We start from the raw sequence: 24488 nt of genomic DNA on the forward strand, positions 1-24488 counted from the left end.
CTTTAAGAGTGATCGATCAATTAGATTTTACGGCCAGTGTTAATCACATTGATACCGTTGAAACGTGTAGTAGAACTACCGTGAGAAACCGCAGAAACTTGCGAAGGCTGTCCTTTTCCGTCAAAGAATGAGCCAAATAAACGGTAATCATCAGCGTCACAAATCTTCGCACATGAGTTCCAGAACTCTTGCGTATTTGATTGGTAAGCTACATCCTTCAACATTCCTGTGATTTCACCATTCTTAATTTCCATAAACACTGTTCCTCCAAACTGGAAGTTGTAGCGTTGTTGGTCAATTGAGAATGATCCTCTACCTGCAATGTAGATTCCTTTTTCTACATCTTTGATCATGTCTTGAACAGAGTACTTTTCTTTACCTGGCTGTAAAGAAACGTTTGGCATACGTTGGAACTGAACTGTGTCCCAACCATCGGCATAACAACAGCCATGAGAAGCTTCTTCTCCTAGCATATGTGCTTGGTCACGGATAGCTTGGTAATTCACCAATGTTCCGTCTTTCACCAAGTGCCACTCTTTTGTTTTTACACCTTCGTCATCATAACCGACTGCTCCCAAAGATCCTTTTTGAGTTTTATCAGCTACAAGATTTACGATGTCTGATCCGTATTTGAAGTTCTTTGATTCCCACTTATCAAGTGTCGCGAAACTTGTCCCCGCATAGTTGGCTTCATAGCCTAATACACGGTCAAGCTCTAGTGGGTGACCAACTGATTCGTGAATAGTCAGTCCTAAGTGATTTGGCTCTAGCACCAAATCGTACTTTCCTGGTTCTACTGATTTTGCAGATAGCATTTCTTTTACTTGCTTTCCTGCAATGGCAGCATCTTCCACCATATCATACGAATTTCTGTAAAGACGAAGACCTGCTGGACCATCTACCTTTTCAGAATCTAGTCCATCCAAATACTCAAATCCCATTCCCATCGGTGCAGAAAGTGCTTGACGAGATTTGAATTTACCTGTATTTTGATCTACACCTGTTGCTGTGAATGTTGGCCAAACACGGTGTACATCTTGATCGATGTAAGAACCTTCTGTAGAAGCAAAGTACTTTTGCTCATTTACAAAAAATAAAGCAGAAGAAACAAACTTAGCCCCATTGTCCATGGCTGCAGAGTTTGCATTCAGTAATAAATCTACTTTGTCTTTGATTGGAGTTTCGAAAGCATTCTTTTCGATTGGTGCTTTCCAAGCTACTTGTCCGTAGCCTTCTTGTGGAACAAGATTTACAGGTTCTTTTTGGATACGAGAGTTTGCTTTTGCTATTGCTACGGCTTGTCTTGTAGCCTCTCTGATACCTCTTTCAGTTACATCATTAGTAGAAGCAAATCCCCAAGTACCATTGGCAATTACACGAACACCAATACCAAAAGATTCTGTGTTAACGATGTTCTGAACTTTCTTTTCGCGAGTAAATAGAAATTGGTTTAGGTAACGTCCTATACGTACATCGGCATAGGAAGCGCCATTACTAGTTGCAGTGTCAAGGGCAACATCTGATAAATGTTTTTTCACTGAATCTGCAACGGGGTCTTTGATCACATCAGTTGGGACAGCATTACCAATAATCGGCACCGATAGCGCTGTTCCACCTAATCCAAGACCCGCTAATTGAATAAAGTTTCGTCTTTTCAAAATTGAATTGGTTATAGTTCAAAAACGAGTATCAACAGTATTTTATAGGGTCACTGAATAATAGCACAGTAATATTTAACGGGTATGTTGACACTTGTAAAATATAAATAAGATACGATAAAATAGAAAAAACAAGGTAAAACCTTGTTCTATTTTAAAGTACTTAACTTTTCCTTAACTCTTTTGAAGACGATTCTATTATCCCTTTTCAGCTAGTCATTTAGCTCTAATTTCCCTTTCAAATCTATCATAATATCAACCTCATCTTGCACGACAACCATTCCCATCATTTTTTTAGGAGGGATTAATCCAAAATCTCGGATATTGATTTGTTGTGTAGAAGTAAAATGAAAACTTCTATTCTGAACTTCTGCCGGTTCTATATCAAAAGTATATTCTTTTTTAACTCCAGCTATGTCTAAGCTAATTTTCAGTTTAATGATCTCCGCTTTTTGATCCTCATTTCTATGCCAACCAATTTGCTTAAAGTCTACAGAAATCTGAGGGTAATCTTTATACTTCAACATTTTGTAGAAGTCTTTATCCATGATAAAGTTTCCACTCTTGAAGTGATTTACTTTTAATTGAAGCGATGAGTTTGTTAGATCTAGTATTTCATGTTGTAAGCGCCCTTTCGTCTCGATTTTTTCAGCGTGGTCGCCCTTGTATTCAAATAAGAATGGAATTTTCTTATCTCCTCCAGCTACGGTAGAATATCCTGTGACTTCAAAATTACTTTCTAAAATTAAAGTACACTCTCTTACATTTTTTTCTTTATCCGCTTGCGCGAACAGATATGATGAATAGCTTAATAATAAGGTTATAAGAATAAGATGATACTTTTTCATATATTCCTTTTTTAATGATCTGACAAGCTATAAAAGGAAAAGGCTAGAAGAAGAGTTTCTTCCCTAGCCTTTTTCTATATATTATTCACTTTATTTAAGTGATTTGTGATTCCTTAGAATGCGATAACTGCCTCTACGTTTACGCCGTTGAACTTCGCAGCATTGAATTGCTCACCCAAAGCTTTGTAAGTCTCATCTTTGTACTGTTGGTTAACATATTCAGCTTTCACCAAAATATTTTTAGTCATGAACCAACCACCACCAACGTTCACTCTTTGGATATTGATGTCAGCAGAATCTTCGTTCAAGTTACCAGTCACAGTGTTGTAACGAGCACCTACATAGAACTTCTCATTTTGTCCGAAACGGTAAAGTAAATCAGCTCCGAATTGGCTTAGTGCACCACCGTTTTCAACTTGACGTCCACCTAATAATTTACCTTCAGTTTCTCTAGACCATTGTCTGTCGTAAGTACCGAAGAACTCAAGACCTTTATATTTAACGAATGGGTTAATTGTAACAGCTGTCAATTCATAGAAAGAGTGGTTCATACGACCTGACCAGTCTCCACCGCCTTGAACTCCACCATCTTCATTGTAATAAGACATTACACTGTAGTAACGACCACCTGCTCTATCACCTGAATAAAGGTAAGCTCTTGCATCACCAAATGAGTGATAAACAGATCCTGTTAAACGAACTCTCAAGTCTTCATTGATTTGCTTGTCGAAACCAGCTTTACCATACAATGAAGGCGCAGCACCTTCCAACTCCATAGTTGTTTGATTCAATTTACCATTTGAAACACCAATCATTGCTAATGCACCTGTTTCGTGTCTATAAAGGATCTCCATACCTAGCTCAGTAGTGAAGGCATCCATCAAATAGTTACCAACGAATGGGTTGTAAATTGCATTACCACCATCTGATCTTCTGAAGTGAGAATCACCATAGTTGATTTCCATCAAACCTGCTTTAATTGTAACATTTTTCATAATGTTATCAAGCATTGGCGAGTTCAAGAATGGAAGTGCATCTAATTGTAAGTAACCACCTTTTACGTTTGCCTCAACATGGTGACGAGTAGAAAGGTAAGTTTCCAATTTCATTGTCACACCAGGAGCGAAAGCTACATCAATATTGAAATTAGCTTGAGGTAAGTTAAAGTCTTGTCCAAGAGGAGTTAAAGAATACTGAGCTGGTGCTCCAGTTTCTGTTTGTACTCCATTATAGTAGTTTTCTTGAGTCATTCCTTGGAACATCATGTTGAAGTTACCTCCTACACGAACTTTAATTCCATCAAACTCAGAAAGGTCTGACTTTGGTGCTTCAAAAACGTTGATTCCGTTTTGATTGTTTTCTCTCAAGCCAGAGAAAGCTTTTCTATTTTCTTCTTTTCTTTCCTCTTTAATTTCTTTTTTGATTTGCTCTTTTTCTTCTTCTGAAATATTTTGAGCAAATGCTGATAATGATAAGCCCGCTGCCAAGGCAGTGATAAATAATTTTTTCATGTTATTTGTTTGTTTGTAGTGGTAGTGTAAATGCTTAATTGGTATTATTTAGCTGTGAATTCGTAAACAATTGTTACTTCCTCTCCTGTTGTGATTGCACCGAACATCGCTGTAGGCGGCTCCACTTCATATTGAGTCATATTCAGAGTGTATTCACCTTTAAAAGTCACTTCCTCACCCGATACGTCAGCAGTGGCTTTCAAGACAACATCCTTAGTAGCTCCTGCAATAGTCAACTGACCATTTACAGTCACTTCATTTCCTTGAATTCCTTCAAGAGATGTCATATGGAATACGATTTCTTTGTTTTTCTTAGTTTTAAGAGCAGAGTAAACATTCTTGTCCATTGAACCCTTACCGCTTTTTAAGCTTTCCGCTTCTACGTTGAAAGAAAGAGCTGTAAGGTTTTGAAGAGCGTTATCTGCAACTTCTACTTCTGCAGAGAAGTTTGCTTTCTCAGATACACACTCCCAGTCATGAACTGAAGATGTTCCTTTTACTACTACTTTTGTATTTTCATTGGAAATTTGAACAGTTGCTTGAGCCATTGCTAAGCTCGCTGTTAATATCATGAGTGAAATTACGTGGATAATCTTATTCATAATTGTAATAAAAGTTTGTTTGTGATATTGTTCGTTGTTTGTTTGTATAGCAAATATCTTTCATGACACACTTTCTAACAGTGACCTTTATAGAGCAAAAAGGTGACGAACATCACGATTATCAGCAAAACCGTCCAGAATACACTTAGAAGGACTATTGAGCAAAAAAAAAGCGATGAATCTTCTTCAAAAGATTCATCGCTTTAGTGTTTATTAACAAACTACTATTATAAATTCTATGCGTCTTTATACAAATCAATCAAACCTTCAGGTAAACTGACATAGATTTCATTCTTTTCACGCTCAATTCCTTTTACCAAGTCATCATGGATAGGTACAAGAACCTCTACTCCATTATGATCTATTGCCAAAATATCTTGTGGTCCGCCTGTGTAAACTGCTTTTACAGTTCCTATTTCGCCTTCTTTTTCATCTATACAAGTGAAACCTGTGATTTCGTGATAATAGAACTGACCTTCTTCTAACTCTGGCAATACATCCAAAGGAAGGTAAAGCTTACAGCCTCTCAATTTTTCTGCATCTTCAATCGTTTCTACATCTTCAAATTTGATGATAAAACGATTTCGGTGAAATGTCAGTGTTTCTACAAAATAAGGAACAAGTTGTCTGTTCACCTCCAAAAATACAGAATCTAACTCTGCATAATCTTCTGGGCTATCAACATCAAGCATTACTGCCACTTCGCCAGCTAGGGCGTGTGGTCTTGTGATATATCCTAATTCGTAACAGTCTTCTTTTCTCATATTCTCAAGTTCTGGAGGCTCAAACACCTCAAAGAAAAACCCTTTCAAAGATAATTCTGAACTACAAAGTTCTTCTCTGAAAGGGGATTTTCAAAATTTAGGTTCTTTCTATTTATTTATAATAAGAAATTAGAAAGATCTTTTATGCTAGAATTTCTTCTTTTTCTTCAGCTTTATCTTCTACTTCTTTCTTGTCATTCGCATAGTCTTTGAAGCGTCTTGACATAGAAATACAAGTACCAATACAAAGTACAATTGTACCAATCCATAGAAGGTTAATCAACGGTTTTTCTACAGCTTTCAAGATAATCCAATCACGCTGCGTTGTCTGCATTGTAAACTTGAACTTCTCGTCTTTAGGATTGATTTCATCTAACTGAACTTTCAAGCCTAAATCTCTTTTTGTATCGGGTACCAAACCTACTTGTCCTCCTTTGATTACAAAGAATGGACGAATATCATGGTCTTGTCTGTTCCCCAATACACGAAGATTAGCTCTTAACGCTACATCTCCTTCACCAAGTTCTACACCTGGCATCACACTTTCTCTTACCACACCATCAAATACCATGAAGAAGTCATGTACAATGATTGTATCACCAACAGCAACTTCTTTTTGCATTGGCTCACTCCATTCTACCTCTTCGTCATCTACAGCCATTTGAGTAATGTGCGTATAAATATCTCTATCTGGATAGTTTACAATACCAGGAGAAGGAACTACTCCCATTTGTTCATTATGTTGAACTCTTGGATAAAGTGAGAATACTTCTTCTTTTCCATCCTTACTAGATTTTCTTCTGTATTCTACTTCGTAGTAAATATTTTCGTTGTAAATCTGAATGGTATCGCCTTTGTGTCCGTAAGTTTCTCCTTTCTGAACAATATCTTCTTTCAAGATTGCTTTATAAGGGTCTTCAAAGAACATTAAACTCTCTCTTTCAATGTAACCCGGAATATCTTCAGATTCCATACGAGGACCTTTATAAGTCAGCATATAGTCACGCATCTGCTTTGATTCATTTCTGAAAAGAAGCAGGTTCTCCTTATTCATCTCCTCCGAGAATTGAGAACTATACTGACGTCCCGACATATTCAAAGAAATCGTATTTGAATATCCTGAAGAAAACATAATACCGATCAGCATCAGTGCAATACCAATGTGTGAAATAGCTCCTCCCGAAAGGTTTGCATTTTTAGTAGAAAACAATTTGATCAATACAAATGCATTTGAGATCACACTGTACATTGAAGCTGTAAGTAAAATGATATATGATAAATCATCTACTTTCCCTGCCAACAATACCGCTGTTGTAGCAACCATTGTTACGATTACAGGAATCATCATCTTATCCCAAACCTTCGCTCTCGAGTCAAGCTTTTGCCAGTAGAAATACTGCCCTGTACCCGAAAGAATAGCGATAATTACCGCAAACCACTTTTGATATGTTGTGTAGAACGTAACTGCATCTGCTGGTGGTGCCCAATTTGAGTTTACCCCAAAGAAGCCTAAGAATGAGTTGAACGCTGGAATTGACGTTGGCAAGAATACTTGGAATGAAGCAATACAAAGAATAGTTGCTCCCATGAAAATCCAGAATTCTCTTGAATACGCTGTGACCTCATTGTCTTTTTTAGGAAGTTCTTTCCAACGATAAGCTAACAAACCAATTGCAATAACTACGAAGAACAATAAGTAAACCACCAACTGACCAGAAAGACCTAAGTCAGTAAATGAGTGTACCGAAGCTTCTCCCAATACACCACTTCTTGTAAGGAATGTAGCATAAAGAACAAGTAGGAAAGATGCCATTGTTAAGATCATTGCTGAAACCAATGCTGTTCCGTTTTTACGATACACTAGCATAAGGTGCAATGCTCCTACCATTACTAACCAAGGGATATACACTGCATTTTCTACAGGGTCCCAGTTCCAATAACCACCAAAGTTCAATGTTTCATAGGCCCAATAAGCCCCCATCATAATCCCTAAACCAAGGATAAACACACCAAATACAGTCCATCCTAAAGCAGGTTTAATCCAGCCTGTATAATCTCTTTTAACCAAACCAGCCATTAAGAATGCAAATGGAACAAGTGTTGCTGCAAAGCCTAAGAAAAGGGTTGGAGGGTGAATAACCATCCAATAGTTTTGAAGAAGTGGGTTCAATCCGTTTCCATCTGTAGGAATATAATTCGGGTTCATCTCAAAAATTGGTGCTGCTACCGCATCTCTCAACAAGATAAAAGGAGAGCTACCCAATTTCATTCCCCAAAGGTCAATACCCAAAATCATTGAAACCAAAAAGGCTTGAACGAGTGAAAAAATCAACATTGCACTGTTTTCCCACTTTTTAGCTGTTCTGATGACAAAAAATCCGAGGATTACATGCCAGAATATCCAAAGTAGAAAACTTCCTTCTTGACCTTCCCAAAAACAGGAAATCATAAAGTGTACAGGCAGATTGTTAGAAGAATGACTCCAAGCATAATAATACTCGTACTTATGTTGATAAATTATGCTAAAAAGAATCGCGACTACACCTATTACAGATAAACCATGTACATAAAATGCTAGTCGTCCATATTTTTTACCAATCCCTTTATCCAAAACGCCTAATTCAACCAATCCGTAGTAGACTGCAGAAGCGATGGCAAAGACAAAAGCTACGATCATTAAAAAATGACCTAAATTACCACTCAGTGTATCAATCATCTCGTTCCTATATATTAAAGCTAGTTCTAATTGCGTGAAATTTTAGAGGTAAAACTCTTTAAAGTGCCATAAAGTTACGAAAAGATGATCTTTAGATTTATAAAAATTGATAAAGAACTGAAGCTGTTAACTAAAAATATTATTAGATCATTACACATAAAGCTCAGAAAATAAAAAAGGATATACATAAACTGTATATCCTCCTTTCTAAATGTTATTTATTGCTACTCTGAATCAGCAAACTTTTGAGCATTTTCCATGTCCTCCAACATTTCTAAAATAATTCCATCTTTCAGACCTACACTTGGAACAATGATCTCTTCTGCCCCACTCAACTCCATAACCGTTGTGTAGATTCTTGAGGCAGGAATAATGACATCTGCACGATCTTTATTCAATCTAAGGGTATTAATTCGTTCTACCATCGAGAACTCACGAATGTAGTTTCTGAGTCTAATCAGTTCATCAAGACTTGTGACCTTGTCTTCTCTTTCACAGTCTTTTGACAATTTGAAGAGCTTATTGATATTTCCTCCAGTACCTACAGCTTTAATCGGTGTATTTTTAGGCAAGTACTCCTTAATCCATTCATCCATTTTTTCATAAACCTTCGTCTCGGCAGCTTTGTCCAAACGACGAACACCACCCATACGATAAGATTTACTAGCCAATTTTTTCTTCCCACGATAAAGATTCAACTCAGTACTCCCCCCTCCAACATCAATATGGATAAAGTTGTCTTCATCGTTTAAGTAAGGATCAATAGATAAGTTGATGATCTCAGCTTCCTTTTTCCCATCTATGATATTGATCATTAAACCTAATTGGTAATAAACTCTTTGGACAATGTCTTCTCCATTTTCAGCTTCTCGCATTGCTGATGTGGCATAAGCTCTGTAATCAGTTACCTCATACAAGTCCATCAAGTTTTGAAATGTATGCATCAATTTCACAAATTTCTCTTCAGTAGGTCTTGTTATCCTTCCTCTACTAAATACATCATTACCTAGTCGTAGCGGAAATCGAAGAAATTCAACTTTTTTGATACTTGAATCTTTTCCCTCTCCTAATACTTTGATGACTTGAAGACGAATGGCATTTGAACCGATATCAATAGAAGCTAGTCTCAATTTATTTTTATTTAGTTTTTCACCTCTGTACACCATACCTATACACCTCTTAATTAACCCATTTCTTCGGTGAGAGTTCTTCAACGAAAGATTTTGCCTAAAAAATGCGTAAAAAATACTTCTGCACACTCTCAACGGTTCTAGAAAAATATATATTTTGTACTTTTGAAGCAAGCCTTATTTCTGAAAATAATGCAGAGAATTGAGGAAATAATCTAAGTTTCCTCCCTTATATAACTTTGATCAGAAGATGGAAAGTAAAGATATTTATAAAGCCTTATTAGCAATGAAGGGGAGTTCGGAAGACTTTTCAGAATTCAACAAATTGACTGATTATCAAAAAAAACGATTACCAAATGTCAATTTCTGGAAGTATAAAAATGAGGAAACCCCAATCAATATTCCTGAAGACTTTGAAGAGTATTGGAGTGCTATTGAATCTAATATTTCTGAAGATCACGGAGAAGATGGTTAATCCATAAAATAGTTCTGTAAATCTTCAAAATGGATACTTAACTATAAAAAACAACCCCAAATTCTATTTAGAACTTGGGGTTGTATAGTGTTATATCAGCTGTATTAGTCAACTTGCAGTACAGACATGAAAGCTTCTTGCGTTACTTCCACTTTACCTACTTGACGCATACGTTTCTTACCTTTTTTCTGTTTTTCAAGAAGTTTACGTTTACGAGAAATATCACCACCGTAACATTTCGCGATTACGTTTTTACGAAGCGCTTTGATTGTTTCTCTAGCAATAATTTTTGTACCAATTGCAGCTTGAATTGGAATTTCAAATTGCTGTCTTGAAATAACGGCTCTCAACTTCTCACAAACTTTCTTACCTCTATCGTAAGCTTTATCTCTGTGAACAACTGCTGAGAATGCATCCACAGCTTCGTTATTCAATAGAATATCAAGTTTCACCAATTTAGATGCTCTGAAACCAATCAATTCATAATCCAAAGAAGCATATCCTTTAGAGATTGTTTTCAGCTTATCAAAGAAGTCAAATACGATTTCAGAAAGAGGAATTTCGAAGATCAATTCTACACGATCAGTAGTCAGATAAACTTGGTTCATCAACTCACCGCGCTTCTCCATACATAGTCCAATCACTGGTCCTACGTAATCTGCCTTCGTAATGATATTTGCTTTGATATATGGCTCTTCAATTCTATCCAAGAAGTTTGGATCTGGAAGGTCTGATGGCGCATTTACAATTACTTTCTCTTCATCCTTTTTCAAGTATGCATGATACTCTACCGAAGGTGCTGTAGTAATTACTGTCATATCAAACTCACGCTCCAAGCGCTCTTGTACAATTTCCAAGTGAAGCATTCCTAAGAATCCACAACGGAAACCAAAACCAAGTGCGGCAGAAGTCTCAGGCTCCCAAACCAATGAAGCATCGTTCAACTGAAGCTTTTCCATTGAAGCTCTCAACTCTTCAAATTCGGTTGTGTCTACAGGATAAATACCCGCGAATACCATTGGTTTCACATCTTCAAAACCTTGAATAATATCTTTACAAGGATTGTCTTTATGTGTAATGGTATCACCAACCTTAACTTCTTTTGCTTCTTTAATACCAGAAATCAGATAGCCCACATTACCTGCTGAAATAGATTTTCGAGGTTCTTGGGTTAATCTCAGCACCCCAATCTCATCGGCATTATAGGTTTTACCTGTATTGACAAACTGTACAAGATCGCCTTTTTTGATCTCTCCATTAATTACACGGAAGTATACTTCTACCCCACGGAATGGATTATATACAGAGTCAAAAATCAAAGCTTGAAGCGGTTTTTCAGGATCACCTTCTGGAGAAGGAATACGCTCAACAATTGCCTCAAGAATATTTTCAATACCAATACCTGCTTTGGCACTTGCTTCAATAATATCTTCTCTATCACAGCCAATCATATCCATGATTTCATCGGCTACCTCTTCAGGTCTTGCATGCGGAAGGTCAATCTTGTTCATCACAGGGATGATCTCAAGATCTTGCTCCATAGCCAAGTATAAGTTTGAGATTGTCTGTGCCTCAATACCTTGAGAAGCATCTACCACTAATAATGCTCCTTCGCAAGCTGCAATAGAACGAGAAACTTCATAAGAAAAGTCAACGTGACCCGGAGTGTCAATCAGGTTCAACGTAAATTCTTCATTATTATATTTATAGTTCATTTGGATAGCATGAGACTTAATCGTAATCCCACGCTCTCTTTCCAAATCCATATTATCCAACAGCTGCGACTGCATCTCTCTTTGGGTAACCGTTTGTGTTTTTTCTAGAAGACGGTCAGCCAAAGTACTCTTTCCATGATCAATGTGAGCAATGATGCAGAAATTTCTGATGTTCTTCATTTTATCCATGCCACAAAAATACTATTTTTTTTCAAGACACTGCTTCTTTATTTTGAGCTAGCACTTGAAAAAATTTGTTTATTTTATTTCTTGCTTAACTTTCTTGTTCGTCCCAAAATCTAATAGCGGTTTCTAATAGACTTTGAACAAACATTCTTTTATTTCCTTCCAAGTTATAAAGATGCTCCAAAGGGTTTTCTTCTGAAAAAATATGTTCCAGTGAAATAAGCTCTTCTTTATTGAAAACAAGTTTTTCAAGTTCTAAAACTAATTCGCTTGGAGAATTTTCAGTATAAATCGCTTTTAGCAACTCGAATTGACTATTATTAAAGAGAAGGTCTCCATCTTGTTCACCTTTAGCCTGCATTTCATCTCTCTCAAACTGATCCATGATAAAGAGAATCTCTAGATCTCGTTCTATTTGAGATTCATCGAATGGTTCATAAAGGTATTCATCAAATATATCGAGAATATGAACCACCATTTCTTCTTGTTCTTCATCAAAGTTCAAGGAAGTTCCTGCAGGATCCCAAGCTTCTTTCTGTTTGAAAACTCTTTCTAAATAATTTATTTGAGCCGGCGTGAAAGTGCTTTTATTTATTTGAATACCATCTTGCCCTTCTTTTTTATTAAACACGACACTTAATAAAAGAGACTCTTGTTCTGAGAAAACATTAGATAGGCCTTCTTCATCAAGACTGCTTTCAAATAATTGTTCTAAGGTTTTTAACTCTGCTTGTTCCTCGTCTGATAGAGCAGAAGCTTTATCCAAAATTTGAATAATAAATGCTTTCTTCTCATCTCCTAATTCTACAAATGAAAGTAGGTCTGCTTCAGAAAATACAGAACGGATATAATCTAACTCTTCAAAATTAAAGGTAAAGTCACCTAATTCTAAGCCTTCTTCCGAGTACTTTTCATCAAAAACTGCTGATAAAAACTTAAATTCTTCCTCAGTTAGTACATGATGTTCTACCTGATCTTTTTCACCTTCAAAATCTCTATCAATCTCATTTAGCATAAAAAGTACACCTACAGAATTGATTGCAGGGTGAAACTCCCAATTGTTCTCATCTTCATATTCCCAAACTTCTTCCGCCGCATTCAATTTTTCAAAAAGTAGTTCAACCAACTTTTTTTGTTCTTCAGACAAAAAGCTTGGTACATCTACAGTTTCTCCAAGTGCGATCGTTTCAAAAGTATCTTTGAGCTTTGTAAGTGTCTCATCGTCATAATAAACTCCAGAAATTTTTATATTCTCATTGGAGTGGGCTTCATATACCGCTTCTAACAAAGAAAATTCTTCATCACTAAAGATTAATTCCTCTGTAGATTCATGTGTGGCATTTAAATATTCCCTTTCTAACTTCTCAATTTCAAAGAGTTCTTCAAGTTTCATAGAAATCTGTTTGATCCGAAAACAATTCCGCTAAAGTAGTTTACAAGCGAATATCGCAAAAAGTTTCTTTACTTATCTGTCATCTTTTGATAAAAAAACTTGATGGAATCATATTCGACTGATACTTAAATACCTTGCACTCTGTATTGGTATAATTGAAAGAAACTTTAGTACCTTCATAACTTTTAAGTGAATACACTATATAATATCACTTTGTACTTTGATATATTGCTCACTATCTGACTAAATACCAACTACCAGCATGAAAGCTTATTTCTTACTCATTCTTTTTTATCTTCTGTCATATTTTTCGTTTGCCCAAAACGGACATTATTACCTTACTCATTATGCGCCATCTTTCATAGATTTTGAGGAACAGCGTGTACAAACAGTACAAGATAATGAGGGGGTTATGTACTTCTCAAACCGAAAAGGAGTATTAAAATACAATGGTAAAGACTGGAATTTACTTGAAACACCTTCCTCTGTATTTAGCCTTGCATATGCTGAAAAACAGAACTATTTATTAGTAGGGGGACGGAATAGTTTGGGCTATATTCAAAAAGATATTTATGGGGATGATCAATACTTTTCGTTAAGTGAAGATCATATTATAGGACTAGTCAGTAAAATATCAATCGTAAAAAATAAAGCCTATATTTTAGCTGATGGTGAGGTTTTCATCATAGACCTAAATGCAAAGAAAATCATTGGTGAATATTATGAACATATAGCTCAACACCTATTCACAGCAATGAATGAGCCTTATTTCATTGATGAAGAACAGAATATTTACCTCCTTAAAGAACAAGAAGCTGAGGTTGCAGATATAAAATTACCCGACTCTACTTCAATACAATTTGTAGCGGATTATAATAATAAAGTAGTAATTGGAGATAGCAGTGGTACTTGGTTTCAGTTTGATGGTTTGGCGCTAGACACATTAAAAAACCAAAATAAAAAATGGTTAAAAGAAAGTGCTCCTCATCAAATTATTTCTCTTAATGACTCATTAAATATCATCGCTACTGAAAAAGGTGGAGCGGTTATCTATAATTTATTTAGCGGTGATATTGATTTCTACCTAAATTATACAACAGGTCTTCCCGACAGTGAAATTAAAGGGATTGGAAAAGATAAATATGGGGGAATTTGGTTTGCTCACGAATATGGTTTCAGTCGTACAAATCACCTAACGCCTTTAAGGAACTATGCACTTTACGAGGGATTGGAAGGAAACATACTTTCTGCCATTGAATTTGATGGGAGACTATTCACAGGAACTAGTGAAGGACTGTATGAACTTGCGAAAATTGACAAATTCAAAGAGGTAGATAAAGTTGTAAAACTAAGAAAGCGACGTAAAAGCAAAGACTTTATCGCTTATCAGGCAAAAGAGAAAGAATTAGCAAAACTTAGTGAGAAAGAACTAAAAAAACAGATCAAAGAAGTTGAAGAGGAAGAAGAAGATGCGATTAAAGACTTTGAAAAAGATGAAAAGAAGCTAAGAAGAAAATGGCGTAAGGAGCAACGAAAAAAGCTAAAAGAAGCTAAAAAAGAGAATAAAGATTTAGATGTTGATAAGTGGAAAAAAGAACAAGAGGAGTTGTTTGAAAAGGAAGCATTAGCTCGAAAAGAGAAAATGAATTCTACCACTATTGCTACCATCAAGAAAAAAACTGCTGTAGTCAAAAAGCCTGTTAGGAAGTATGAATATTATTACGAAGTAAAAAAAGACAAAGAACTCATTCTTCAGTCTACTAAATATAAATATAAAGTTATACCAGAGATTGAAGCCAAATGTAGAATCCTTCAGAAAATAGATACTTTTTTAGTAGTCGGCTCCAACAAAGGAACGGCTTTGATCAGCCCTAATGGTGATCTGCAATGGCTAAATCAATTCAATGTTCAAACTTTACATGTTTCAGAAAAAACCAATGAACTTATTGTCGCAGATGAAAATGGTGATATCTGGGCAAAAAGGCTAACAAAAGGTGGTATCTGGGTAAACATAGATGGTGTACATAATGCGCAACTAAGCAGTATAAATACAATTTACATTGATCAACAAGATTTACTATGGTTAGTCAATCACGAAATGATTCATTGTTTCTCTACACATACGGACAACAAACGTGACTTGGTTAGTAGCGTCAATGTAAACAATCCATTTGGTGATGATATTGGTATTTGGGATAAAGACTCTTCAGAGACTCACTTCATTTTACACAACGGAATTTATACATTCAACAAAGATTTAGGAACTCTTGAAAATGTATCACTAAAGCAAAAACTGAAAAGCTCTGATCAATTCAGAGTTTTACAAGGGCATGATGGGATTGTATGGAGCTACCTTAAAACAGGTTGGACACCACTTTTGAATGGACGCCATTTGAGTGATGAGCCAACTTTCTATCACTTAAATCAAATACCTCAAATCAGAGCTATTTTACCTTCTGAAGACCCCGAAAAACTATGGGTGATTACTAAGGGGAATCAACTTTTCTGTTACGAATACACGGAGAGTCAAATAGACAACAAGCACTATGACCTAAATCTTGCAACATTGAAAGATATGAAAGGTCAAAAAATCCCGATCAATGATCTTGACTTCTCTTACCGAAATAATAATTTTCTCTTTTCCTTCAGTCAACCTCAGTATGAAATTGATAAAGAAATCTTATATCGATTTAAACTGAATGACAACCCTTGGTCTTCATGGACAAAAGAAAGTCATATTCCATTTCACTTGTTGAATAGTGGTAAATATGCATTAAAAGTAGAATCTGGAAATGGAAATGGCTCTATTTATTCTTCATATTCACTTGATTTCAATATTGCACTTCCATACTGGAAAAAAACTTGGTTCTATGCTTTAGAACTTCTGTTCTTTAGTTTCCTTCTTGTTTTCTCATTTAAATTAAATCAATCAAAAAGGGTAAATATATGGATCAGTAAAGTACTAACTTACCTTACCCTAATCATGGTTTTTGCCTTCTTAGAAACGGTAGCTCAATATTATATTAACTTAGAACCTGATCCGTTACTCGATTTCGGAATAGAAGCTAGTTTAGCAATCCTGCTTCTTCCTTTTGAGAATGTATTTAAAAAGTTAATTGCCTTCACTAGAAACACTGATTCAGACACTCAACGCCATTCAAATGAATTGAATAATATAAAGGAAACCAATAGCTAAAGTTTAGATAACATCACATTTTAAAATATAACATTCACCAATTCAAACATGACTTAAGTCTTTTTGAATTGGTTTTTTGTTATAAAAACAACATTTGGTTAGATTAATGTTAGATACAACATATTATTTTTCTTCCACTTTTATAAAGCGTTCATTTGCACTCCATTCAAAAAATTGAACGTTTCAAAGAAAATACACCTTTAATGAAAGCTCTTTTAAAGATTAGCCCCATTTTAGTTTTAGCGGGATTTATCTTATCTGGATTTGATATTTTAATTGCTGCACCTCTTGCTACAATTTATGCAGCATTTGTAGCTGCTTTTACTGAAAAGCTGAACACACAAACTATTATAAATGCAGCTGTTGATAATGTCAAAGAAATGCAGATTGTGTTTTTCATTTTAATGTGTGCTTATGTAATGGCAGAAGCTTTTATGGCAACTGGCGTTGGCGCTTCTATCATAAATATCTCTCTAGACCTCGGAATCACAGGAAGATCCGTTGCGGTAGTCGGGTTAGTCGTGACCTCTCTTCTTTCAATAGCGACAGGAACTAGTTGGGGAACATTCGCTGCTTGTGCCCCTGTCTTCTTGTGGCTAAGTCATATTCTTGGCGGCGATGTGATACTCACTATTGCGGCAATTGCAGGTGGTTCATGCTTTGGTGATAACATTGGACTAATTTCAGACACAACCGTTGTTAGCTCTGGTATTCAAAAAGTAGAAGTAATAGATAGAATCAGACACCAAGGTGTATGGTCTGCACTTGTATTATTATTTGGTGTTATTGCATTTTATATCGCAGGTTTCACAATGGATCTACCATCACAGCCTGGTGATGCTCACAGTGCAATAAGCTCAATACCTGATGAAGCTTGGGTTAGTTTACAAGAAAAAAGAGCATCAGCTGTCACTCTTTTGGAACAAGTAAAAGAAGGTATGCCATATTATATGTCTCTCCCACTTATTATTGTACTTGTAGCCGCATTCAGAGGAATGTCCACCCTACTATGCTTATTTTTAGGAATTATATCTTCTTTATGTTTTGGCTTACTACAAGGCACTGTTTCAGATGTAAATTCATTCTTAGAATTGATGTACAATGGTTTCTCTAGTGCAGGTTCTTGGGTAATTGTAATGATGATGTGGATCGGTGCTTTTGGTGGAATTATGCTAAAAATGAATGCATTTGAGCCAATAGCAAAACTTGTAATTAAAGCATCAAGAAGTGTACGTCAACTAATGTTTTACAATGGAACACTTTCTATTTTAGGTAATGCAGCATTAGCCGATGAAATGGCACAAATTGTAACTATAGGTCCAATTCTTAAAGATATTGTGGATAAAAATGTAGAAGGAGATGAACAAAGCCTCTATAAACTTAGGCTTAGAAATGCCACTTTCAATGATGCATTGGGTGTTTTTGGCTCCCAGCTAATACCTTGGCATGTATACATTGGTTTTTATATTGGTATTGCAAGTGCTGTTTATCCACTCTACGAATTCACTGCTTTAGATATCATTAAATATAACTTCATGGCAATGATAGCTGTTATGAGCATACTTCTACTCACACTTACAGGATTTGACCGCTTTATTCCTTTATTTAAGCTTCCATCTGAACCTAGTGTCAGATTGAAAAATAAAAAGTAAAAAGAAAAAGCTTCAGACTTTATCAAATAGTCTGAAGCTTTTTTATTAATTCCCTCTAGGTACCCAATAAATTTCGTCTGCTTTCAATTCTTTCCCCATTGCTCTTGAAAGCACAAATAGATAATCAGAAAGTCTATTTAAATATTGAAAAATTAAAGGCTCTAAATTACCTTCCACTTCTTCAACTCCAATACAAAGTCTTTCTGCTCTTCTACAAACCGTTCGTGCTATATGGCAAAAAGAAACGTGTTGATGACCTCCTGGAAGTACAAAATATTTTAATGGCTCAAGATTTTCATCCATCTTATCTATTTCAGTCTCTAAAAGCTCTATATCCTCTACTAATAAGTCTGGTTTCTTTAATTTTGGTTTATCAGGATCAGCCGCTAATTCACTTCCCAAAGTAAAAAGTCTATCCTGAACTTCTTTAAGAAAAGCCTTTCTGTCAGTATTAACCGGAAAGTCACTGAGTAACCCTATGTATGAATTAAGTTCATCAACTGTCCCATAAGCATCAATTCTTATATGTGACTTAGAAACTCTTTTCCCTCCAAATAAAGAAGTCTGTCCTTTATCTCCTGTTTTAGTATATACTTTCATGTGATTTATCCTGTTTCAATAGTTCTATTCAAAGAACGGTAAGAAAATTCAGAAATAAAAAAACCGAATTGTGATTTACAATTCGGTTCTTATTTGATAGAGTAAAAGCTTAACTATCAATATTTTTATCTTCATAGATTACTTCTCGCTCTGTAGATAAAGACTCCGGAACGTCAAGCATTCCAAAACCTTTGTGAGTTAACTCCCCAAATCCACAAGTAAAGATAAATTCTTGTACTCTAGGGTCTGCATATAACTCAAATGGGAATGTATATCCTCTTACTTCCTTGATGCTGCCATCAATAATTAGAGTATATATACGAGCGAACTTCTTCTCTTGACGAGCAATACGCTCAAGATACCCTTTATCTGGAACTATTTGGAATCTATAGAAAGATGAAATCTCTTCCGCTGTGAACTTACCAGACCTCTCCATACGATGCATAGTTGATTCGTATAGATAATCTGAGAATTCATCTAGCGTAGGATAAATAAATTCTTTATTTCTAGTATTACTTGGCGTATCTAAAATTACCAATGGAGAAATACATAGGAATTTAACGGCTTCACTAAAACTAGGAACTCCTTCCTTCTCAACACGCTCTGGCAATAAGATCAAGTTACCTAGTGTCCAATATGGCTGAGAGAAGAACTTCTTGATCAATAGTTGTAGGAAATCTTCGCTTAGTGCTGTAAATACAATAGTCACTCGTTTAGAGAAGTAATGCAATCCTTCTCTACCCACTTTTGTCTGACCTTTCAAACCAGAATAACTGTATAGCACCTCATCTTCTGGATATTCATTACCTAGAACATCCTTGATCAGAGAGCCAATCAGTTTTTGGTGATGAAATGGCAAAACAGCTCCCTTGTTTTTAAGACTAAAAATAACTCTAATCCTCAACTCCCTAAAAAATTAAGTAAGTGAATAATAATAACCTCAGAAATTTATAATTAAGCACCACCACACAGCTATATCGTGTCACTGTATAGATCGCCGTTTACATTAAGAGTTTTTATTGATTATATGAAGTACTCCTCTTAATGTATGTTTGTTGATTTACTCGCTAAATGCGCTTGAAAATAGTCTTGCAAATTTAACCTAAAAATTGTGTATCGCTACATAATCTCAATTATAAAAAGTTAAATTGTTGAATTTCCTCGTAAGTTTTCATAAAATACAAGTTAATCCATACTTAATTTAACCGTAAATACAGCAACCTCCTAGTATATTTACATTTATTTCAATGACTTAAGTGTCATTAAAACTATTCAACTTAGCTCTATTTTCATCAACAAAACACTCATTAAATAATCCGAATTTAACTTACATTCTCTTGAACAAAAACTCAGTTATTAATTCTAGAAAAAAAAATATTTATTTTTAAACTAGAACTCTTTAAACTAAATAATTTGGTCATGGAATGCTCAAAAATCCTTTAATCATCCAAATGTACCTTTCCACCAATATTGAAAGGCTAGAATAGCCCATACTTGGTTGTGGTCAAAATACTTTTGATGGAATATTTGATTTTTTACATTTCGGATATATTCAACAGAGAAAATTCCTTGTTCTTCTATAAAACCATCATTTAAGGCTTCGTGTTCAATCCAGTGTCTAAGTTGTTTTTTATAAGCATCTTTTAATGGCACTTCAAAACCATGCTTTGGTCTATTATACAACTCAGGAGGTAATAAAGGCTTGACGGCATCTCTTAAAACTCTCTTCTTCTGACTACCATTAAGCTTGTAATGATCAGGTAAGCCAAAAGCAAATTCGACTACATTATGATCTAAGAATGGCACACGAACCTCAAGTGCATTTCCCATAGACATAGAGTCAGCTTTTTGAAGCATATCATTTGGCAATAATAAATTCATATCTGCCAATAGAACTTCATTAAAAGCATTTCCTTGGACTAATGATGTGAAATCACTTTTTCTTCGTCCTAGTATACTTTGTTCTAATCGACTTCTGACACTTTTAGATAATAGCTGATCAACTTGATTCTCACTTGTCCAACAACATAAATACCAATACCTCTCTGCAGGAAGCATATGCATTGCTTCAGAAAACTTATGCAGTTGTCTAAACTTATTCGTCAGATAAGTATGCCTACTCTTTGGAAGTGGCTTGAGCAAAGGCAAAGCATTCATCAAAAGTCTAGCTTTTAAGCTATTCTCTCGCATTTTATACTCAGCTTGGTACTTATTATAACCTGCAAATATTTCATCGGCACCATCACCTGAGAGTGCTACTGTAACATGTTTTCGTGTTTCTTGGCTTAGAATATAAAAAGGAATTGAAGAAGCATCAGCGAATGGTTCTCCAAAGAAATCCATAAGTTCAAAAAGGTGCGTAAACAAATCATCCGTAGTAAGGCTAAAAGCTGTATGATTTGTTTTGTATTTGTCTGCAACCATTTGAGCATACTTGGTTTCATCAAACATTGGTTGATCTTTGAAACCAATCGAAAAAGTATTCAAATGTTCAGTTTGCCTCGATGCCAAAGCTACGATAGCTGAAGAGTCTATTCCTCCACTCAAGAATGCCCCAATCGGAACATCTGAAATCAATCTATCAGCTACTGACTTCTCCAAACGCTCTAATAATTCTTTTTGAGCATCTTCATAACTCATTCCACGCATTTCAGCGCGTTTCTTTTCCTCTCTTTCAGCTATTGCATAATATGCCTTTTTCTGAACCTGTCCTTTCTTAACCTCTAAATAATGTCCTGGCTCTAGCTTAAAAATATTCTTAAAAATAGTGTGTGGAGCAGGAATATAGCTAAGGCAGAAATAATGGTACATTGATTCCTCATCTAGCTCTTTAGGAATATGGTACTTGAGTAAAGTAGCCATTTCTGAAGCAAAAATGAGTTTATCTTCATCTAGAAAATAAAGCAATGGCTTTATACCAAATCGATCCCTTGCTATGAATAACGATTCTTCTTCCTTATCATAAACAGCAAAAGCAAAGAAGCCATTAAGTCGTTCTACACACTTTTCTTTTTCAGTGATATATAGGTATAGTAAGACTTCGGTATCAGAGGTAGTTTTAAACTGTATTCCCTGTCCTGCTAGCTCTTGCTTTAATTCATTAAAATTATAGATTTCACCATTGAATACAATCGTATATCGTCCACTCTCATCAGTCATTGGTTGAGAAGCTCCTTCAGATAAATCTAATATAGAAAGTCGTCTGTGTCCGAGTCCTACATGATAATCAGTAAAAGTGCTTCCCATATCTGGGCCTCTATGGTGAAGACTATTTGTAGCTTCAGGAAGGTGAATAGCATGAAGCCGACCTAACTCATTAAATGCAAAAATTCCAGTTATACCACACATGGGAAAATAAGTTTAAAAGCTGTACAGTTTGTAAAAAGTAACTAAAAGTATTTGGTTTGATTTAATTACAATGGAAATATTGATATTACAAAGATATAAAATTATAGAACGTTTAAGAATACGTTTGATTTCAAGAAAAACATAGAATATTTAAACTTGAACACCTTTTTTTTTTGAAAAAACCTTAAGTTGCACAAGTACCTATAAGTTAAATGGGAAAAATTCTTCTTTAAATTACAAACCACTTTTTGACCTCTAATTAATTTCGCCATGCTGAAAAAAATCACCACAAACTTACTTAACCAACTTCAGAGTGCAATTTCAAACTTAGATGAGCAAACATACAGCCAAGAAATTGATATATTAGGAAATAGTTCTATTGGACAGCATTGCCGACATATTTTATCGTTCTATGAATGCTTAATCGATGCTAAACACAGTGGGTTTGTAAACTACGATCAGCGTAAGCGGCTACTAAAAATTGAAAACAGCCCTGTAGTTGCAAATATGTTTATTGAGACATTGAAGGAAAAGTTAGAAAAAGTAGAATTTTCAAATCCTATTACACTTGAAGGGCAGTATGGCAATACTAGCGATTTGAATTGTTTTAAAGTAAAAAGTAGCTTAGAGAGAGAACTGATCGCAAACATTGAACATTCCGTTCATCACATGGCTATCGTAAGAATTGCTTTAAGGTATCTCAAGCCTAATTTTAAGTTAGATGATAGTTTTGGAATTGCGAGTTCTACAATTCGTTATCAAGATTCTCAACAAAGCGAACAGTAGAACGTTAGAAGAATTATATTAAGAAATTGATTAGCACTGACACTTATGTGTACCGTTACGTATTTGCCGTATAAAGATGGCTTTATCTTAACAAGTAATAGAGACGAATCTATCATTCGCCCAAAAGCACTAACACCAGCTATTGAATCATATAAATCAGAACAGCTTCTTTTCCCTAAAGACCCTAAAGGTTTAGGTTCTTGGATTGGCTATTCTGATCATTGGGATGCCGTCGTTTTACTAAATGGAGGGCATCAAGGGCACATTCCCAATCCGCCGTACCGCCAAAGTAGAGGGCTTGTAGTCTTAGACTTACTTTGTAATCCTCACATCAAAAAATTTATTAGTTCTTATAATTTTCAAGATATTGAACCCTTTACTATTGTTGCTATACGCAAGAATGAATTGTATTCTTTTGTGTGGGATAGTAAAAAAATAAGCTTTAATCAGTTGGAGTCTAATAGCCATTATATTTGGTCTTCATCTACACTTTATAAGGAAGACATAAGGCTTAAGAGACAAATTTGGTTTCAAGAATGGCATACAGAACAAAATGGTTTTTATGAATTAGATCAAATCAGAGATTTTCATCATTTTGGTGGTGAAGGGCATCATTCTGAGGTTCTAAAAATGGAAAAAACCGAAATTCAACTTAAGACAGTCAGTATCACTTCTATTCTCAAAACTGAGAATCAACATTTCATGCTTTATGAAGATTTACTTAGCAATGCTAAATATGAAGCCAAACTGCATGAAAGTGTTCAATTGATAGAAGTATAAACATCACTTTATAGTATGCGTAGTTTTATTATTAAAATAAAAGCTTGGGAATACTGGCCTTGGCAAGTTGTTTATGCACCTATCTTCATTTATGGAACTTGGCTCGCCATAAAAGCTAGATCGGCTTTCTTCTTTTCTGCAACTAATCCAGGTATTCAAAATGGTGGTTTATTAGGTGAATCAAAATCAGCTATCCTAAAGTTGATTCCACAAGATTTCATTCCAAAAACGCTCTTATTTCCTTCAGAGATTCAACTTCACACAATTACCGAATCTTTGGAGAAAGAAAACTTATTCTATCCTCTTATTGCAAAACCCGATGTTGGTGAAAGAGGAAGGTGGGTTGAAAAGATTGAAAATGAAAAAGAACTTTCAGATTATCTTCAACAGATTCAAATTCCATTTCTAATTCAAGAATACATCGACTATCCACTTGAAGTTGGTATTTTCTATTACAGATTTCCTTCAGCAACTAAAGGTTCTGTAAGTTCAATTGTAGTAAAAGAGCTGCTTTCAGTTCAAGGAGATGGAAAAAGTACACTACAAGAATTAATTTTAGATTCTCCTAGAGCATTTCTTCAATGGGAAACTTTAAAATATAAATATGCTGAGGAGCTAAATCTTGTATTAGAAAGGGGCGAACAGAAAGTACTTGAAAGTATTGGGAATCATTGTCGAGGAACAAAATTCATAAATGGGAATGATTTTATCACAACTGAATTAGAAAACTCAATTGACCACATAGCACAGCAAATTGATGGTTTTTATTATGGGCGTTTTGACTTGAGATGCACTTCTTGGGAAGATTTATATGCAGGAAAAAACATCAAGATTATGGAATTGAATGGTGCAAAAGCTGAACCTGCTCATATTTACCATCCAAATTTCCCGATAAATAAAGCCTATAAAACACTTTTTAAGCATTGGAATATTCTAGGAAAAATAAGTGCAGAAAATCATAAGAACGGTGTCGAATACATGAGTTTTAAAGAAGGTTGGGAAGAATTAAGAAGGTACCGTGAAATTTTAAGCCTTGACCAAGAATAAATCTTGCTTCATTTTTTATCCAAAGTTCATGTCTCGAAAATGAGATTTCATTAAATTGCGAACTTAGAAAATCACATTTTT

The 24488-nt window shown here is 35.2% G+C and carries 18 protein-coding genes; 6 read left to right on the top strand and 12 right to left on the bottom strand.

The window, feature by feature from the left end:
• Positions 1-20: 20 nt before the first annotated feature.
• From BC781_RS09845 to BC781_RS09875, 7 genes are all read right to left on the bottom strand, one after another.
• Complete coding sequence (locus tag BC781_RS09845) at positions 21-1658, bottom strand: TldD/PmbA family protein (protein ID WP_109617087.1); 1638 nt, start codon at positions 1656-1658, stop codon at positions 21-23.
• Positions 1659-1870: 212 nt separating this feature from the next.
• Complete coding sequence (locus BC781_RS09850; protein ID WP_109617089.1) at positions 1871-2506, bottom strand: YceI family protein; 636 nt, start codon at positions 2504-2506, stop codon at positions 1871-1873.
• Positions 2507-2619: 113 nt separating this feature from the next.
• Positions 2620-4017 (bottom strand): hypothetical protein, encoded by a 1398-nt coding sequence (locus BC781_RS09855; protein WP_109617090.1) that lies wholly within the window; start codon positions 4015-4017, stop codon positions 2620-2622.
• A gap of 44 nt (positions 4018-4061) precedes the next feature.
• Positions 4062-4619: a YceI family protein gene (locus tag BC781_RS09860; RefSeq protein WP_109617092.1), complete on the bottom strand. Its 558-nt coding sequence runs from the start codon at positions 4617-4619 to the stop codon at positions 4062-4064.
• A gap of 236 nt (positions 4620-4855) precedes the next feature.
• On the bottom strand, positions 4856-5383 hold the full coding sequence (gene rimM, locus BC781_RS09865; protein WP_109617988.1) for a ribosome maturation factor RimM: 528 nt from the start codon (positions 5381-5383) through the stop codon (positions 4856-4858).
• 142 nt (positions 5384-5525) lie between these two features.
• Entirely contained in the window at positions 5526-8099 is a 2574-nt protein-coding gene (gene ccsA, locus BC781_RS09870; protein WP_109617094.1) for a cytochrome c biogenesis protein CcsA, read from the bottom strand.
• Between the two features lie 224 nt (positions 8100-8323).
• Entirely contained in the window at positions 8324-9265 is a 942-nt protein-coding gene (locus BC781_RS09875) for a Ppx/GppA phosphatase family protein (RefSeq protein ID WP_317047231.1), read from the bottom strand.
• Between the two features lie 214 nt (positions 9266-9479).
• Between BC781_RS09875 and BC781_RS09880 the strand changes: the two genes are divergently transcribed.
• On the top strand, positions 9480-9704 hold the full coding sequence (locus tag BC781_RS09880) for a hypothetical protein (protein WP_109617096.1): 225 nt from the start codon (positions 9480-9482) through the stop codon (positions 9702-9704).
• A 104-nt stretch (positions 9705-9808) separates the two neighbouring features.
• Here the strand turns inward: BC781_RS09880 and lepA are convergent, their stop codons facing one another.
• Together lepA and BC781_RS09890 are read right to left on the bottom strand one after the other, a co-directional pair.
• On the bottom strand, positions 9809-11599 hold the full coding sequence (lepA, locus tag BC781_RS09885) for a translation elongation factor 4 (RefSeq protein ID WP_109617993.1): 1791 nt from the start codon (positions 11597-11599) through the stop codon (positions 9809-9811).
• A gap of 94 nt (positions 11600-11693) precedes the next feature.
• The gene (locus BC781_RS09890; RefSeq protein ID WP_109617098.1) at positions 11694-12998 is read right to left on the bottom strand and encodes a hypothetical protein; all 1305 of its coding nucleotides are present in this window, start codon (positions 12996-12998) and stop codon (positions 11694-11696) included.
• Between the two features lie 262 nt (positions 12999-13260).
• Between BC781_RS09890 and BC781_RS09895 the strand changes: the two genes are divergently transcribed.
• On the top strand, positions 13261-16194 hold the full coding sequence (locus tag BC781_RS09895) for a hypothetical protein (protein WP_109617100.1): 2934 nt from the start codon (positions 13261-13263) through the stop codon (positions 16192-16194).
• Between the two features lie 203 nt (positions 16195-16397).
• A complete protein-coding gene (locus tag BC781_RS09900; protein WP_109617102.1) occupies positions 16398-17846 on the top strand; it encodes a Na+/H+ antiporter NhaC family protein in 1449 nt (482 codons plus the stop codon).
• Between the two features lie 45 nt (positions 17847-17891).
• Here BC781_RS09900 and BC781_RS09905 read toward each other — a convergent pair whose 3' ends face one another.
• From BC781_RS09905 to asnB, 3 genes are all read right to left on the bottom strand, one after another.
• Entirely contained in the window at positions 17892-18446 is a 555-nt protein-coding gene (locus BC781_RS09905) for a cob(I)yrinic acid a,c-diamide adenosyltransferase (RefSeq protein WP_109617104.1), read from the bottom strand.
• A gap of 109 nt (positions 18447-18555) precedes the next feature.
• Positions 18556-19350 carry a CRISPR-associated endoribonuclease Cas6 gene (gene cas6, locus BC781_RS09910; RefSeq protein WP_109617106.1) on the bottom strand — a complete coding sequence of 265 codons (795 nt, stop codon included), beginning with the start codon at positions 19348-19350 and terminating at the stop codon, positions 18556-18558.
• A 539-nt stretch (positions 19351-19889) separates the two neighbouring features.
• A complete protein-coding gene (gene asnB / locus BC781_RS09915; RefSeq protein ID WP_109617108.1) occupies positions 19890-21794 on the bottom strand; it encodes an asparagine synthase (glutamine-hydrolyzing) in 1905 nt (634 codons plus the stop codon).
• A gap of 270 nt (positions 21795-22064) precedes the next feature.
• Between asnB and BC781_RS09920 the strand changes: the two genes are divergently transcribed.
• From BC781_RS09920 to BC781_RS09930, 3 genes are read left to right on the top strand one after another with little or no spacing between them, the layout of a single operon-like run.
• On the top strand, positions 22065-22580 hold the full coding sequence (locus BC781_RS09920; RefSeq protein WP_109617110.1) for a hypothetical protein: 516 nt from the start codon (positions 22065-22067) through the stop codon (positions 22578-22580).
• A gap of 45 nt (positions 22581-22625) precedes the next feature.
• Complete coding sequence (locus BC781_RS09925) at positions 22626-23360, top strand: NRDE family protein (protein WP_109617112.1); 735 nt, start codon at positions 22626-22628, stop codon at positions 23358-23360.
• Between the two features lie 15 nt (positions 23361-23375).
• A complete protein-coding gene (locus BC781_RS09930) occupies positions 23376-24407 on the top strand; it encodes an ATP-grasp domain-containing protein (protein ID WP_109617114.1) in 1032 nt (343 codons plus the stop codon).
• The last annotated feature ends 81 nt before the right edge of the window (positions 24408-24488 follow it).

The sequence above is a fragment of the Sediminitomix flava genome (genome assembly GCF_003149185.1).
In the GTDB taxonomy this organism is placed as follows: Bacteria; Bacteroidota; Bacteroidia; order Cytophagales; family Flammeovirgaceae; genus Sediminitomix; species Sediminitomix flava.